We start from the raw sequence: 15,285 nt of genomic DNA, 5'->3' as shown, positions 1-15,285 counted from the left end.
ACTACACCGCGACTTCCTGGGCCGCCCATTTGCGCAGGATCTGCGCTGTGCGCTCCTCGTTGAGGTCGACCATGCGGGCAAGCCGCTCCTGCGGCGCGGGCCTGATCTTCTGGCGCAGGTCGTCGAGCGGCGTGGAGCCGGCCCGCACGCCCGGCAAGGCGCCGACGGCCGAGCCGGCTTCGGCGGAAGCCGTGCCCTCTGGCGTCGGCAGCGAGCGCTGGACCTCGTCGAAATTGGGACCGGCTATGGACGGCGTCGCCTTTGCTGTCAGGGCCGCCGCCATCGGGCGCAGGCCGAAGAAGGCCACCAGGAACACCACGACGATGAAGGCGCCGGCATTGATCAGCGTGCCGGCGTGCTGGCCGACGGAATCGAGCATTCCGGCCTGCGGGACCGCCTCGCCGTCGAGCCCGTCGATGAACTCGACCGCCGAGACGTCGATGACATCGCCGCGCTTGTCGTCGAAGCCGGTGGCAGAGGTCACCATCTTCTGGATGTCGGCGACGCGCTTGGCGATCTGTTCGGGCGTGGCGTCCTTGCCCAGGATCGCCTTCAGCCGATCCTGGTTGACGACCACGGCGATAGACATCTTGGTGACGCTGTAGCCGTTGGAGACGGTGGCGATCTTCTTGGAGTTGATCTCGTAGTTGGTGATCTCTTCCCTGCGGTCGTTCTGCGAGGAGGATTGCGGACCCTCGGTGGCGGTCGTCTGCGTCTCGGGCAGGTTCTGCTCGACGCTGGCCGGCGTTGAGGCCTGCTTCTGGTTGTTGTTCTCGTTGGCACGCACCGACTGCACCGAACGCTCGACGCGCGACTCCGGATCGAAGATCGTCTCCTCCGTCTGGCGGGTATCGGTGTTGACGTCGGCCTTGACGCTGGCGCGGAAATTGTCCGGGCCGAGATACGGGGTGAGGGCGCGCCGGATGTTGTCGCCGATCTGCGCCTCGACGGTTTGTTCGACGCCAAGCGTGCGGGCGGCACTTGTGTTGGAGGGATCATCTCCCGCCGCCAGCAGATTGCCGTTGGAATCGAGCACCGTCACCTTGTCGGCCGACAGGCCGGGAACGGCGGCGGCGACGAGATGGCGGATCGACATGGCGCTTTTCTCGGCGTCGATGCCGGCGTAGCGGATGACGACCGACGCGGAGGGCTGCTGCTCGTCGCGGCGGAAATTGGCACGCTCGGACATGACGATATGGACGCGCGCAGCCTTGACGCCCGCGATCGACTGGATGGTGCGCGATATCTCGCCCTCCAGCGCACGCACACGCGTGATCTGCTGCATGAAGGAGGTCAGGCCGAGCGAGCCGACATTGTCGAACAGTTCATAGCCGGCATTGGCGCTGGTCGGCAGGCCCTTTTCGGCCAAGAGCATGCGCGCCTGCGCGGTGGTGCCGGCCGGGACCAGGACCGAGGTCCCGTCGGAGCCGACGTCGAAGCCGATGCCGGCCTCGCCCAGCACGAGGCCGATCTGGTTCACGTCGGCGCGGTCGAGCCCGACATAGAGCGTGTCGTAGGCCGGACGGTTGAGATAGACGGAAGCGACACCGATGACGCTCATCACCAATGCGGCGATGCCCGCCAGCATGGCCAGGCGCTTCACGCCAAACCCGCGGAGATTCGCGATGATGCTCTGGATCTGTTCCGGCACGGTCGACTACTCCCAGCATGACTGTCCGCTGGAACACTAGCCCTCGAAGCTTGTGCGAAAATGAAATCGGGCCGCGCTCGGCGCGCGGCCCGTCAACCTTGAGGTGAAGACGTCGAGTGGGCGGTCAGCTCTTGAACAGCGACAGGATCGACTGCGAGGAACTGTTGGCGATCGACAGCGACTGGATGCCAAGCTGCTGCTGCACCTGGAGCGCCTGAAGGCGGGTCGATTCCTTGTTCATGTCGGCGTCGACGAGCTGGCCGACACCGCGGTCGATGGAGTCCATCAGGCTCTGCGTGAAGGTCTTCTGCAGGTCGATGCTGCTCTTGGCCGAACCGAGGATGGTGGCGGAATCGGTCAGCTGGCTCATGACGTTGTCGATCTTGGTGATCATCTGGGTGATGATGTCGTCGGTCACGCCTGCCGCAGTGATGTCGAGATTGTAGGCGGAAATATTGTCGACCTTGGTAACCGCCCCCGCCGCTGTCTGGCCGGCGGTGTTGGCTGCGATATCCGTTGATCCACCCGCGATCGATGCCGCATAGGCGGTGTCATACAGGGTCTGCGCGGCCGCGGTCGAATAGACCGATGTCTTGCGGTCGAGAATGCCCTGGTTCTTGACCTCGCCGGCAAGACCGGAATCGAAAAGCTTGGTGCTCTCGACATCGATGTCAATCGTCCCGAGCTGGACGGCGCCGGACGAGGTGCGGTTGAACGAGGACACGATCTTGGAGTCGGGCTGGACGCCGTCATTGGCGGCCGACACCTGCTTGGAGATCACCGACAGGAAATTCGAACCGGAGAAGGTGGCGGCGTCGGCAAAGGATTTCATCTGCGCCTGAAGCGCCGTGATTTCGGTCTGCGTCTTTGCCTTGGCGGCATCCGTCTGGCCGACGGTCGAAAGCAGCTTGGTTTTGATCTTGCCGATCGTGTCCAGCACATTGTTCATGCCGGTATAGGCGGTGTCGACCTTCGAGGCGCCGAGGCCGAGCGCATCCTGCACGGTCGAGAGCGCCTGGTTGTCGGAGCGCATGGTGGTGGCGATCGACCAGTAGGCGGCGTTGTCGGAGGCCTCGGAGACGCGATAGCCCGTCGAGACGCGGGCCTGTGTCTGCTCGAGCGACTTGTTGGTGGCGTTGAGGCTTTGAAGTGCAGTCAACGCCGCAGCGTTCGTCATGATGCTCGCCAAGAAACTCGCTCCTTCTCTAAGCCGGCATGCCCACAGGCCTGGTCGGCCTGCCCATCGGCTGCGATCGTGCCGGTCGGGCCGATTCGACAACCTGTCGTAAGCTATTGGTTAACCATAGCTAGCGCGATATGGTTAACGCCCTGTTAAAAGTCAGCTTTCGACAGTTAAGGAACGAGGATTGCGCGGGGCTGGAGCAAACGCAATCGGGCCGCGCTTTTGGCGCGGCCCGATATCTTGGTGCTGTTCGTGGATGGTGAAGGCGATCAGCCGCGGAAGAGCGACAGGATCGACTGCGACGAACCGTTGGCGATCGACAGCGCCTGGATGCCGAGCTGCTGCTGAACCTGCAGGGCCTGGAGGCGGGTCGATTCCTTGTTCATGTCGGCATCGACGAGCTGACCGACGCCGCGGTCGATGGAGTCCATCAGGCTCTGCGTGAACGTCTTCTGCAGGTCGATACTGCTCTTGGCGGCGCCGAGCGTGGTGGCGGCGTTCGTCATGTCCTTGAGCGCGGCGTCGACGACGTTCATCATCCCCGAGATCTGGTCGTCGCTGAAGCCTTTGCCCGTTGCGGAGTCGAAGATCTTCAGGCTGGCGACCGAATAGGTGTCGCCGGCCGCAACGGTAGCACCAGCAGCCGGAGTAGCCGCCGTGGCGGTGACGCTGCCGTCGGTGCCCAGACGCGCGGCGTCGAGGATGCCCTTCGCGGTGCCGGCCGTGGTACCCGCCTCGTACAGCTTGGTGCTTTCCACGTTGACGTCGATCGTCGAGATCGATACCGCGCCGGAAGCGTCACGGTTGAAGGCCGAAACGATCTTGATGTCCGCCACGGACGTGCCCGTGCCGCTGTCCACGGACAGCATGTTGGTGCCGGAGAAGCTGGCGCCGTCGGCATAGGCCTTCAGCTGCTTCTGAAGGGCGGCGATTTCGGTCTGGGTCTTTTCCTTGTCGGCATCCGTCTGGCCGTAAGAGGCGGTCAGCTTGGTCTTGATCTGGTTGATGGTGTCGATCGCGCTGTTCATGCCGGTGTAAGCGGTATCGACCTTCGAGGCGCCGAGGCCGAGCGCGTCCGAAACGGTCGACATCTGCTGGTTGTCGGAACGCATCGTGGTGGCGATCGACCAGTAAGCAGCGTTGTCCGAAGCCTGGGAAACGCGATAGCCCGTCGAAATGCGGGCCTGGGTGGTTTCGAGGTTCTTATTGGTGGCGTTCAAGCTCTGCAACGCGGTCAGCGCCGAGGCATTGGTCATGATACTGGCCATGTCTACTCGTACCTTACTTTTTACAGGTGTTTTTTGACATACCGGATTGGCCGGTATGACGGAGCGGCATCATGCCAATGATCTGTCTGAGACCCGATCACCCGCCATCTGCGGGGAATATGGCGACAAGTCCCTACCAAAGGACTAAACCGGACGGTTAATCGAAAAATATTGTCGAAAAAAACGGGAGGGCGCGGCCGGCGCCCGGCGCGATCAGTTGAAGGAGCGCACCAGGCTGCCGACAAGCAGGTTCCAGCCGTCGATCAGCACGAAGAACAGGATCTTGAACGGCAGCGACACCACCGTCGGCGGCAGCATCATCATGCCCATCGCCATGGTGATGGTGGCGACGATCAGGTCGATGACCAGGAACGGCAGCACGATCAGGAAGCCGATCTCGAAACCGCGCCTGATCTCGGAGATCATGAAGGCGGGCACCAGGATGCGCAGGTCGACGGTTTCCTTCGCAACGGTCTGGCCGCGTTCGCGCGCGAGGTCGGCGAACAGGTCGAAGTCCTTGTCGCGCACATTGTGCAGCATGAAGGTGCGGAAGGGATCGGAAATCTTCTCGAAAGCCTCGGTTTGGCTGATCTGGTTGTCCATCAGCGGCTTGACGCCGGTATTCCAGGCCTGGTCGAAGGTCGGCGCCATGACATAGAAGGTCATGAACAGCGACAGCGAAATGAGGATAAGGTTCGCCGGCGTCGACTGCAGGCCGATGCCGGCGCGCAGGATCGAGAAGGCGATGACGAAACGGGTGAAGCTTGTCACCATGATCAGCAGGCCCGGCGCCACCGAAAGCACGGTGAGCAGGCCGAACATCTGGATGATGTAGCCAACGGTGGTGCCGTCGGCCTTGCCGATGCCGCCGAGGTCCAGTTGCTGGGCCGTCGCGATCGATGTGGCGGCGCCGAGCAGCGCCGCGGCAAGAAGAAATTTCTTCATTCGAGCAGCAACGTCCTGATGAGTACCTGCTTGGCATGCCCCTGGCTGCGGATCGAGGCGCGCTCCTCGATATCGGCCTTCAGGTGCTGATAGCCGCTGGCTCCTTCTATCTGGTGCATCTTCAGGGTGCGCACGAAGGCCAGAAGATCCTGATGGATCTCATCCGACATTGCCGGCGGCTGCGGCGCGTCGTAGACCACCGACACTTCCATCCTGATCCAGGTCTCGGCGGGCGAGGCGATGTTGGTGGTGATCGGCGCCAGCGCGACGAGTGACGGTCCCGTGCCGGGCTCTTGCGCGTCGGCGGGCTTGGGTACCTTGCCCTCGTTTTCCGGCGCGACGGGTACCGATGCCGGTGGCCCCACACCCTTGAGATAGCCGCCGGACAGCCAGCCCATGCCGATGGCGGCAGCCGTCACCAGGAGCAGCATGGCGCCCTGGACGGCAAGGGAAGGACCCTTGCGAGACGGAACCTGTTCGACGCTGGCCACGGTGCTGCGGTCTCCAATGCCCTAGAACGGAAGAACCTGGTCGAGGATCTGCTGGCCGTAGGCCGGCTGCTGGACCTCGCTGACGCGGCCGCGGCCGCCATAGGAGATGCGCGCCTCGGCGATGCGTTCGTAGGAGATGGTGTTCTCCGCGCCGATATCCGACGGGCGCACCATGCCGGCGATGGTGAGCACCCTGAGCTCATAATTGACACGCACTTCCTGCGAGCCCCTGATCATCAAATTGCCATTGGGCAGGACTTCGGTGACGACGGCAGCAACGTTGAGCTCCAGGTTCTCCGAGCGCTTGATCTCGCCGTCCGCATTGGTTTCGGTGCTGGAGCTCAGGCCGGCGTCGCCCTTGCCGCTCGTGCTCTTGTCTTCCCATCCGAGCGTGACGTCGTAACCCAGCTTGCGCGAGGCGGTGCGGCTCCTGTCGTTCTGGTTCTTGAAGTTGGCCTTGTCGTTGAGCTTGATCCTGACGGTGAGAATGTCGCCTTCGCGCAACGCCCTGGGATCGGTGAACAGCCGGCTCTGGCGATCGTCCCACAGCGAGAATTTCTTGACCGGCGCCGCAGGCGGCTCGGGATAGCTGTAGGGCGAAGCTCCTTCATTGCCGATGCCGGAACCGACCGGCGACAGTGAAGGCTCCCTGCCGATCTCCTTGAGATTGGTGCCGCAGCCGGACAAAGCTGCGACCGCGCACAGGATGAGCGTTCTGCGGATCATGACGGATCTACCCTTCGGGCTGCGCTGGCCATGATGCCGGTGAGCGTCGCCGCCGCCTTCTGGTCCATTTCGTTGAGGATGACGCCGGCCTTGCGCGAATCGAGCTTCATCAGGATGGCCGCGGCGAGATCGGCATTGACGATGGCCAGGCGCTCGGCCGCCGCGTCGGGCTTCATGCCGGCATAGATCTTGACGACGCCGTCCTCGGCCCGGGCCAGGAACACCTCGCGCCGCTTCAGCCAGGTCTCGTATTCGGCCCGCTTTTCGTCCAGTGCCTTCATGCGTTGGTCGATGCCGGCCTGGAGCTGTTTCAACTCCTCCGCCTGCAACACGTAGCGGCGGTCGCGGGCGGCGTCGGCTATGTTGGAGCAGAAGCGCTCGATCTCGCTTTGGTCGGGAGCCTTCTCCCGGGCCAACAGCTGCGGCGCGGGTGCGGGCGGCGCCCCCGGCAGGACCTGGCGGACGGCTTCCTCGGCATGCACGCCGCTGGAAAAGGCCGTCAGAGCGCAGGCCGCGAACAGGATCGCGGCGGGGCGGCGTCCTTGATGGAATGAGAGGGAGGAGATCATCGGCATCGCCTATTGGAGAACCAGATCGGCTTGCAGAGCGCCGGCCGACTTGATGCCTTGCAGGATGGCAATGATGCCGTCGGGCTTCACGCCGAGGCGGTTGAGGCCGGAAACAAGGGTTTGCAGGTCGGGGCCGTCGAGCACGGCGACGCGTGCGTCGGGCCGGCTGGCGTCGATGGCGGTAAACGGCTCGACGGCGGTTTCGCCCTTGGAGAAGGGTTCGGGCTGCACGACGCGCGGCGCTTCGGTGATGCGCACCGTCAGCGTGCCGTGGCTGATGGCCACGCGCGAGATCTTGACGTCGTTGCCGATGACTATGGTGCCGGTGCGCTCATCGATGACGACGCGGGCCGGCGTATCGGATTCGACCACCAGGTTCTCGATCTCGGCGTAGAAGCGGGCCGCCGAGACGCTTTTCGGCCGTCTGATCTGCACGGTGCGGGAATCGCGCTCGGCCGCCACGCGCATGCCGAAGCGCTGGCTGGTGTAGTCATTGATCGCGTCGGCGATGCGAATGGCGGTCGAGAAATCGGGATTGCGCAGCTGCAGCGTCAGTATCGGCTGGTCATCGAACTCGGCCTTCACGGCACGCTCGATGATGGCGCCGTTCGGCACGCGGCCCGCGGTCGGGACGCCTTGCGTCAACTGCTCGGCCTGGCCCTGGGCGGTGAAGCCCGAAACGATGACCGCGCCCTGGCCGACGGCATAGATCTCACCGTCCGCCGCCTTCAGCGGCGTCATGATCAGCGTGCCGCCTGCGAGCGAGGTGGCGTCGCCCATCGAAGAAACGTCGATGTCGATGCGCGCGCCCGACTGCACGTAGGGCGGCATGTTGGCGGTGACGATGACGGCGGCGACGTTCTTGGCGCGCGCTCTGCCGCCTTCGGTGGCGATGCCGAGATTCTCCAGCATGGCGCGGATCGACTGTTCGGTGAACGGCGAGTTGCGCAAGCTGTCGCCTGATCCGGCGAGGCCGATGACCAAGCCGTAGCCGACGAGCTGGTTGTCGCGCGAACTCTGCAGCTGCGCGACGTCCTTGATGCGCGAGGCGACCTGGCCTGGCGGCAGCGAGCTTGGCCCGGGCGAGACGCGGAACATGCGCGTGGTGGTGGCCGGATCATATTCAGGATCGTCATAGACGCCGCCATTCCTGGCGGCGAGTTCGCGCTTGGCCTTGGGCGTGAGGCCGTCGGCCAAGGCAGGCTGCAGGCCGAGCGTGGCCGCAAGCAGAAGAGCAAGCGGACGCATCATGAAGCGCTGACCTGGATGGTTCCGTCAGCCATCACCGTGCCGGAGAGAATTTTCCCGCTGTCGCTGTTGCGAACCTTGATGAGATCGCCGGCCGAGCCTGGCTGCAAGGTCACGGCGGTGGCCGATATCGTCAGTCCGCCGGCGATGAAGAAGACCTGCACGGCTGCGCCCTGCTCGACCAGCCAGGCGTCGCGAATGGCGGCGGCGGGGATGTAGCGGCCGGGCAGCAGCGTGCGCTTGGCGATCTTGCCCTGGAGTTCCTCGGCAAGGGTCGCCACCGCGTCGGGCTTGTGCTTGCCGGGGATGAGAGTCACCTGCTTGAGGGCCGCGAGCTCGATGGTCTCGCCGGGATAAATGACCCGGTTTGGGATCAGCACGACCTCGCCGGCAGGCTGGCTGCTGGCGATCTGCGTTGCCGACCGGTTGGCCGCATCCTGCGCGAAAGCCGGCATGCCGCCGGTCACCAGCGCAAGGACGAGCGCCGTGCGGCGGAACGCGGAGCAGGAGACCGGACCGGCCATTGTCGTTACCTGATGTTCTTGGAGACGACCGAGGCCATGTCGTCGGCGGCCTGGATGACCTTGGAATTCATCTCATAAGCGCGCTGCGCCGAGATCAGTTCGGTGATTTCCTTGACCGGGTCGACGTTGGAGGCCTCGAGATAGCCTTGCTGGATGGTGGCGAAGCCTGGATCGCCGGGCACGCCGGCATTGGCCGGGCCGGAAGCGGTCGTTTCCTGGAACAGATTGTCGCCGAGCGGCGCCAGTCCGGCTTCGTTGGCGAAGTTGACGATCTGGAGCTGGCCGAGATTCTGCAGGTCGGTCTGGCCGTCGATGCGGGCGAAGACCTGGCCCGTCTTGTTGACGATGACCTCGACGGCGTCGACCGGGACGTTGATCGCTGGAATGATGCTGGCGCCGTCCACCGTCACCAACTGGCCTGTGGCGTTGGTGTTGAAGGCGCCGGCGCGGGTGTAGAGCGTGCCGCCATCGGCGCCTTCGATCTGGAACCAGCCCCTGCCGGTGAGCGCCATGTCGAAACTGTTGCCGGTGCTGGTCAGTTCGCCCTGGGTGTGGACGTTGCGCACGGCGGTGGTCTTGACGCCGAGGCCGATCGAGACGCCCTCCGGCACCAGCGAAGCGTTGGAGCGGTTGGGCACGCCTTGCGTGCGGTCGACCTGGTAGAGCAGGTCGGAGAATTCGGCCCGCGCCCGCTTGTAGCCGGTGGTGTTGATGTTGGCGATATTGTTGGCGATGACTTCCAGATTGGTCTGCTGGGCGTTCATGCCGGTGGCGGCGATGGCGAGTGCTTTCATGGCCGAACTCCTCAGATGCCCATGCGGCTGACTTCGAGATAGGCCGAGACCACCTTGTCGCGGATGGCGACGGCGGTCTGCAGCGCCTGCTGGGCGCTCATCACGGCATCGACGACCTGACGGGTGTCGGCGTCGCCCTTAAGCGCCTGGACCGAGACCTGCTCGGCGTTCTGCAACGTGTTGACGGTCTTTGTGGCCGCCTGGCTCAGCGCCTCGGCGAAGGAGGTGCCGAGGTTGCCTGCGCTCGCGGGCGCAACGCCGCCCTGAAGCAGCTCAGTCGCCGTGTCGCCAAGTCCAGGCTTCAAGTTGAGCGCGCCGATGCCGTTCACGATCATTGGTTCCTCATCAGGTCGATGGTCATTGAAATGAGATCGCGCGCCTGCTTCACGACTTGCAGGTTAGCCTCGTAGGAGCGGTTGGCCTCGGTCATGTCAGCCATTTCGATCAGCACGTTGACGTTGGGCATCTTGACGTAGCCCTTGTCGTCGGCGGCCTCGTTGCCGGGTTGGAATTCCACGGGAAAATCGCTGGGATCGCGGTCGATCGAGTTCACTTCGACCGTTGAGCTGCCAGTGGTCCGGTCGAGCTCCGAGACGAAGCTGATGGTCTTGCGGCGATAGGGGTCGGAGCCGGGGGTGGTGCCGGTCGACTGGGCATTGGCGAGGTTTTCGGAAACCACGCGCAGCCGCTCCGACTGGGCGCCGAGGCCGGAGGCTGCTACTTTGAGGGCTGCTGTGAGCGCGTCCATGGTCAGCTCTTCACCGCCATCATCATCATCGAATGGAATGCCTTGACGATTGCCGTGTTGAGCTCGAAGGAGCGGCGCACCTCACCGGCCTTGAGAAGCTGGTCCTCGAGCACGACGGTGTTTTTTGACGGCATGACGACGCCGTCGTCTTCCTGTGGCTTGATCGCGAAACCGGCATTGGTCGCGGCGCTGCCGAGGTGTCCGGCCTGTGTCGTCTGCAACGACACCGCCGCGCGGTCGAGCACCTTTTCGAACGGCTCGACATCGTTTGCCGTATAGCCCGGCGTGTTGGCGTTGGCGATGTTGCCGGCGACCGCCGACTGACGCACGGCCAGCCATTGCGCCTGCTTGGCGGCGAGATCGAAAAGAGAAACGGGCTCCATGGGAATCTCCGGGCGTGTGCCCAAAGACTAGGCCGCCAGTCTTGCGCGGACCTTGCGGGCGGACGCAACCGGCAAGCGCGGCGAACTTATCTGGAAAGCTCGATCACCTGGTTGGCGCTGGTGACCATCACCCATTTGCCGTTGCGTTGCTCGATCGACGACACCTTGTTGGAATCCGGCAGTATCGAGCCGCGCTGGACCATCCACAGCCCGGTGTCGTCCTCGATCATGGCGCGGCCATTGGCGACGTGGACCATGCGGAATTTGGTGACGTCGGCTGGAAAGGGCTGGTCATCTGGTGCCGGGGCGGCGCTGGGATCGCCCTGCACGGTTCCGGTGGCAAGCAGGTCGATATTGGCATTCGGAACGTCCTTGGCCGTCAGCGGCGCGCTGCGCTCGGCAACCACGCCGCCGCCCTCGCGTCCAGAATTGGTGCCGGTGCCGCCGAACTTGATTGCCTGGACGCCGAACTGTTCCTGATTGAAGAAGATATACCAGGGAAACAGCGCGCAGATCAGGCCGAGCGTGATGCCGAGCGCGGCGATGACGAAGTCGCTGCGCCGCCCGGCCTTCTTGCCCAGCCTGGGAAACGCGGTCTTGGGCGGCTGCGGCCATTGCGGCGCCGCGAAGAGCCCGTCGATGGCCGAGTTGCGGCTGGCTTCTATCTCTTCTTCGGCTTTCGCCTCAGCGATCATTTCGCGCAGGATGCGCTCGGTATGCTGGAGCTCAGTCCCCTGGTTCGGCATTCTGCTTTCCCTTGAGATGGCGGGCGAGATCGGAGAACGGATCAGCGGACGGGCGGTCCTTGGGCGATTGCATCAGCGCCTCGTAGATCAGGGGTACCTGGCGCACCGCCATGTCGAGTTCCACGTCGGCGCCGCCCTGGTAGGCGCCAAGCAGGCGGATGTCGCGCGTGTCCTCGAAGCGGGAGATCATCGACTTCAGCCGCGTCACCAGCGCGCGCTGCTCGACGCTCCAAGCCTTGCCGGCCAGGCGTGATATGGACGACAGCGGATTGACCGGCGGATAGCGGCCCTGTTCGGCGATCGCGCGGTCGAGCACGACATGGCCGTCAAGGATGCCGCGCACGGAATCGGCCACCGGATCGTTGTGGTCGTCGCCGTCGACCAGCACGGAAATGATCGCGGTGATCGATCCTTTCCCTTCCACTCCCGGCCCGGCGCGTTCGAGCAGCTTCGGCAGCTCGGTGAAAACCGAAGCGGGATAGCCGCGCGCGACCGGCGGCTCACCCGTTCCCGTCGCCACTTCGCGCAGGGCGTGGGCAAAGCGGGTGATCGAATCCAGCACCAGAAGCACGCGGTGGCCCTGGTCGCGAAAATGTTCGGCGACGCGCATCGCGGTGTCCGGCGCGCGCCGGCGCATCATGGCGCTTTCGTCGCTCGTGGCGACGACGGCTACGGTCTTGGCCAGGCTGTCGCCGATCGTGTCCTCGAGGAATTCGCGGACCTCGCGGCCGCGTTCGCCGATCAGCGCCACGACCACGGTGTCGAAGGCGTCTGCGCCGGCGAGCATGGCCAGCAGCGTCGACTTGCCGACACCGGAACCGGCAAAGACGCCCATGCGCTGGCCGAAACAGAGCGGCGTGAAAATGTCGATGATCTTGACCCCGGTCATGAAGGCGGTGCCGACGCGCTGGCGCGCCATGGCGCCGGGCGTGGCGGCCCCGGACATGCCGTCGCCCCTGATCAATGGCGGGCCACCGTCGATCGCCCGGGTGAGCGCGTCGATCGTGCGGCCGCGCCACGAGGCATGCGGCGCCACGGCGAGCGGACCGCGACGGAAAACGGCGTCGCCTATGCCGGCATCGGCACTGCGTTCGAAGGGGGCCACGACAATCTCGTCGCGGCTGATCTTGACGATCTCGCCGCGGCGCGTGCCGGCATGGCCGCGCTGTTCGACAAGATCGCCCAGCCTGGCGAAATCCGAAAGGCCGCGCACCTTGTAATGCGTCGATGTGACTTCGGTGACGAGGCCGCCGCGTTTGAGCAGTCCCTCGGCATCGCTGAAGCGCCGCCATATCCGCTCCAGCGCGGCAAGCCGGTCTTCCGGCGTTGGCTGGGGCAGTCTTTCGGGTGCGCGCAGGGTTGGCTGGTCGAGCGACATGTTACTTCGAGCCGAGCGTCTTGATCGCCTCGTCGGTGGAGGAATCAGTCTGCCGCATCAGGGCGGCGGTGTTCTCGAAAGCGCGCTGGACCATGATCAGCCGCGTCATCTCCAGCACCGGATTGACGTTGGATTCCTCGACGAAGCCCTGGGCGACGCCGATATCGGCGCGATCGGTCACCGGCTCGGGCGTGCGCGCCGGCACGATGCCGGAATTGCCGTAGCGCACGAAATTCTCACCCGGATCGAAATTGTACAGGCCGATGGAGCCTACCAGCTGATCGTTCTGGCGCAACGATCCGTCGGCTCCGGCCTTGGGCGGGCCGTTGCGGGGGTCGAGCTGGATCGGTGCGCCGCCGGCGTCGAGCACGGGATGGCCCTCGACCGACATCAGCTCGCCATTCTCGTTCATCGAGAAGCGGCCATCGCGGGTCATGACGGTGCCGACCGGCGTCTCGATGGCGAACCAGGCGTCGCCCTGTATTGCGAAATCGAACGGATTGCCGGTCTCGGTCAGGGAGCCATGGGCGCCGGAAAGGTAGGTCTTGCCCGAGGAGGCGAAGGACACGGATTTCGGCCCGGTGCCGGACACCACGTCCTCGAACTTCACGCCGGTGGCGCGAAAGCCGACGGTCGAGGCGTTGGCGACATTGTCGGCGATCGTGTCGAGCCGACGCTCGAGCGCGATCTGCGAGGAAAGGGCGACGTAGAGACTGTCCCGCATGGTCAGAACTTCAACTTCTGCATGGCCATCATCAGGTCGGTGGAGATCCCCGCCGTGACCGGCTTGGCGAAGAGCACGCTGATCGACGACACGGCTGACGAGGTCGGGTGGTTGATCTCGTACATGGAGGTGAAGCGGGTCAGGAACTTGCCGAGCTTTTCGGGGTCGGAGAAATCGGAAATGTCGAGCTTCTGCTCGAACAGCTGCGCCTGCTTGTCGACATCGGCGGTGGCGAAGGAATCGGGCAGGCCGAGCACGGTGCGCACCACACTGGCAAGAGCGGTGTCGGCGAGCACATTATACCAGCTGGTGATATCAGGCGCCTTGCGCTGGAAATAGAGCGCCAGCCGTACGCCCTCGTTGGTTTGGCCGGCATCCTCCTCCAACGTCTGGCGCATGTATTTGTCGACGGTCGGCTGCTGTGCCGGATTGGTCGTGGTGGCCGCTTCGCCGTATTGTTCGAAGTTGAAGGCGGAGGCGAGCCCGGCATAGGCTTTGTTGGTCATCTTGTTGGCGACGCTGTCGGGGTCGCGGACGCCACCGGCCAGAACGCTGCGGATGAGATCCTTCCTCTCTGTCGCCGGATCGAGCGCGTAGGCCGAGAGGGCATAATTGTACAAGCGGCTGTTGGCCATCAGATCGTCGATGGATTTCACGTTCGTGATGTTGGCCAGATAATATGCGGTCTCCGACTTGATGTAGTCCGCATTTGGCTTGATCAGGCCAAGCGCCGACCCTGTCGTGTAGATTTTCGGCGTATCGTTCAGCACTGCGTCGCGCGTGGTCGTCTGATCGCCATATTGGGCAAAATCGAAGGCCGTGACAAAGTTGGCGTATCGTTTATCGGTCAGCTTGTTTGCAGGGCTGTTGGGATCGCTCACGCCGCCCTCGAGCATGGCGCGGATCTGCCGCGGGGTTTCGGTTGACGCATCCAGTCCATAGGACGCCATGGCGAATGTAAGCAGGCGCTTGTCCGCCATGAGGTCGTCAATCGACTTCACCTTGGAAACGTTTGCCGCGTAGTAGTCGGCCTCGCCCTTGACGTACTGCGCGCTCGGCTTGACCAACGTCAGCCCGGCTCCGGCCATGTAGCCCTTAGGCACCGCCTGCTGGACGTTGTCGCGCGTGGTCGTCTGGTCGCCATACTTGGGGAAGTCGAACGCAGAGACGAAGTTGGCGTAACTCTTGTCGGTCAGCTTGTTGGCGGGACTGTTGGGATCGCTGACGCCACCTTCGAGCATCGCCCTGACCGTTGCGGCCGGTTCGGTTTCGGCGTCGAGCCCGAATGCGGCCATCGCGTATGTCAGCAGGCGGCTGTCGCCCATCAGGTCGTCGATCGACTTAACCTTGGAGATGTTGGTGACATAATAGGCGGTTTCGCTCTGATAGTAAGAGAAGCCCGCCTGCGAGGCGCCGATCTGGACTTGCAGCGCATAGTTGCCGGTCACCAGCTGCTGCGACTTGTTGTAAACGGTGGTATTGGCGCCGTTGGCTGCGAAGTTGAAGGCGCTGACAAATTCGGCGTAGCGCTTGTCGGTCAGCTTGTTGGCGAAACTGTCGGGGTCGGAAACGCCTTCCTTGAGCGCCTTGACCATGAACGCCTTGGCGTAAGCCATGTCCTCCAGGCCGTAGGCCTTCATGGCATATTTGAACAAACGGTCATTGTTGACGAAATCGTCGATCGATTTCACCTTGGTGATGTTGTCCAGATAATATTTGGTGTCGCGATCGACCGTCGGCTGCTTTTCGATGCGGTCGATCGACTTGTCGATGTCCCTGGTGATCAACTGGTAGCTGGTATAGGTACTGAGCAAGGACGCGCCTCCGGCCGAAGCTATGCCAGCACAATAGACTCACTTCCTTGCGCGAAACTGAATCGCGCCAATCGGCTCGATGCCGCTCCGATT

At 63.8% G+C, this 15,285-nt stretch carries 17 protein-coding genes; all 17 read right to left on the bottom strand.

Going from position 1 to position 15,285, the window contains the following annotated elements; translation table 11 throughout:
* Position 1 precedes the first annotated feature (1 nt).
* Complete coding sequence (gene fliF, locus FJ426_RS12950; RefSeq protein ID WP_140560329.1) at positions 2-1,651, bottom strand: flagellar basal-body MS-ring/collar protein FliF; 1,650 nt, start codon at positions 1,649-1,651, stop codon at positions 2-4.
* Positions 1,652-1,775: 124 nt separating this feature from the next.
* Positions 1,776-2,840 carry a flagellin gene (locus tag FJ426_RS12945; protein WP_140513641.1) on the bottom strand — a complete coding sequence of 355 codons (1,065 nt, stop codon included), beginning with the start codon at positions 2,838-2,840 and terminating at the stop codon, positions 1,776-1,778.
* Positions 2,841-3,103: 263 nt separating this feature from the next.
* The gene (locus FJ426_RS12940; protein WP_140496221.1) at positions 3,104-4,102 is read right to left on the bottom strand and encodes a flagellin; all 999 of its coding nucleotides are present in this window, start codon (positions 4,100-4,102) and stop codon (positions 3,104-3,106) included.
* Between the two features lie 213 nt (positions 4,103-4,315).
* A complete protein-coding gene (gene fliP, locus FJ426_RS12935; protein WP_140513640.1) occupies positions 4,316-5,047 on the bottom strand; it encodes a flagellar type III secretion system pore protein FliP in 732 nt (243 codons plus the stop codon).
* Positions 5,044-5,538: a flagellar basal body-associated FliL family protein gene (locus FJ426_RS12930; RefSeq protein ID WP_140560330.1), complete on the bottom strand. Its 495-nt coding sequence runs from the start codon at positions 5,536-5,538 to the stop codon at positions 5,044-5,046. Before FJ426_RS12930 ends, fliP begins: the two co-directional genes overlap by 4 nt.
* Positions 5,539-5,559: 21 nt before the next feature.
* A complete protein-coding gene (gene flgH / locus FJ426_RS12925) occupies positions 5,560-6,264 on the bottom strand; it encodes a flagellar basal body L-ring protein FlgH (RefSeq protein WP_140496218.1) in 705 nt (234 codons plus the stop codon).
* Positions 6,261-6,839 carry a MotE family protein gene (locus FJ426_RS12920; protein WP_140560331.1) on the bottom strand — a complete coding sequence of 193 codons (579 nt, stop codon included), beginning with the start codon at positions 6,837-6,839 and terminating at the stop codon, positions 6,261-6,263. The genes flgH and FJ426_RS12920 overlap by 4 nt, the downstream gene beginning before the upstream one ends.
* A 3-nt stretch (positions 6,840-6,842) precedes the next feature.
* Complete coding sequence (locus FJ426_RS12915) at positions 6,843-8,084, bottom strand: flagellar basal body P-ring protein FlgI (RefSeq protein WP_140496216.1); 1,242 nt, start codon at positions 8,082-8,084, stop codon at positions 6,843-6,845.
* The gene (gene flgA, locus FJ426_RS12910) at positions 8,081-8,605 is read right to left on the bottom strand and encodes a flagellar basal body P-ring formation chaperone FlgA (RefSeq protein ID WP_140496215.1); all 525 of its coding nucleotides are present in this window, start codon (positions 8,603-8,605) and stop codon (positions 8,081-8,083) included. Before flgA ends, FJ426_RS12915 begins: the two co-directional genes overlap by 4 nt.
* Before the next feature lie 5 nt (positions 8,606-8,610).
* Positions 8,611-9,399, bottom strand: coding sequence for a flagellar basal-body rod protein FlgG (flgG, locus tag FJ426_RS12905; RefSeq protein WP_140496214.1), 789 nt, complete (start codon positions 9,397-9,399; stop codon positions 8,611-8,613).
* A gap of 11 nt (positions 9,400-9,410) precedes the next feature.
* Positions 9,411-9,734, bottom strand: a complete 324-nt coding sequence (locus FJ426_RS12900) for a flagellar hook-basal body complex protein FliE (protein WP_181165227.1) — start codon at positions 9,732-9,734, stop codon at positions 9,411-9,413.
* The gene (flgC, locus tag FJ426_RS12895) at positions 9,731-10,147 is read right to left on the bottom strand and encodes a flagellar basal body rod protein FlgC (RefSeq protein WP_140496213.1); all 417 of its coding nucleotides are present in this window, start codon (positions 10,145-10,147) and stop codon (positions 9,731-9,733) included. The genes FJ426_RS12900 and flgC overlap by 4 nt, the downstream gene beginning before the upstream one ends.
* 2 nt (positions 10,148-10,149) lie before the next feature.
* Positions 10,150-10,530 (bottom strand): flagellar basal body rod protein FlgB, encoded by a 381-nt coding sequence (gene flgB / locus FJ426_RS12890; RefSeq protein ID WP_140496212.1) that lies wholly within the window; start codon positions 10,528-10,530, stop codon positions 10,150-10,152.
* A gap of 86 nt (positions 10,531-10,616) precedes the next feature.
* On the bottom strand, positions 10,617-11,276 hold the full coding sequence (locus FJ426_RS12885; RefSeq protein WP_140560332.1) for a hypothetical protein: 660 nt from the start codon (positions 11,274-11,276) through the stop codon (positions 10,617-10,619).
* Positions 11,257-12,654 (bottom strand): flagellar protein export ATPase FliI, encoded by a 1,398-nt coding sequence (fliI, locus tag FJ426_RS12880; protein ID WP_140560333.1) that lies wholly within the window; start codon positions 12,652-12,654, stop codon positions 11,257-11,259. Before fliI ends, FJ426_RS12885 begins: the two co-directional genes overlap by 20 nt.
* 1 nt (position 12,655) lies before the next feature.
* On the bottom strand, positions 12,656-13,378 hold the full coding sequence (gene flgF, locus FJ426_RS12875; RefSeq protein WP_140513633.1) for a flagellar basal-body rod protein FlgF: 723 nt from the start codon (positions 13,376-13,378) through the stop codon (positions 12,656-12,658).
* A gap of 2 nt (positions 13,379-13,380) precedes the next feature.
* Positions 13,381-15,192, bottom strand: a complete 1,812-nt coding sequence (locus FJ426_RS12870; RefSeq protein WP_140560334.1) for a DUF1217 domain-containing protein — start codon at positions 15,190-15,192, stop codon at positions 13,381-13,383.
* Positions 15,193-15,285 lie beyond the last annotated feature (93 nt).

It is taken from the genome of Mesorhizobium sp. B2-6-4, from assembly GCF_006441495.1.
Lineage (GTDB): Bacteria > Pseudomonadota > Alphaproteobacteria > Rhizobiales > Rhizobiaceae > Mesorhizobium.
The sequence above is the reverse complement of the archived record's forward strand: the minus strand, read 5'-3'. Positions and strand labels throughout refer to the sequence as shown.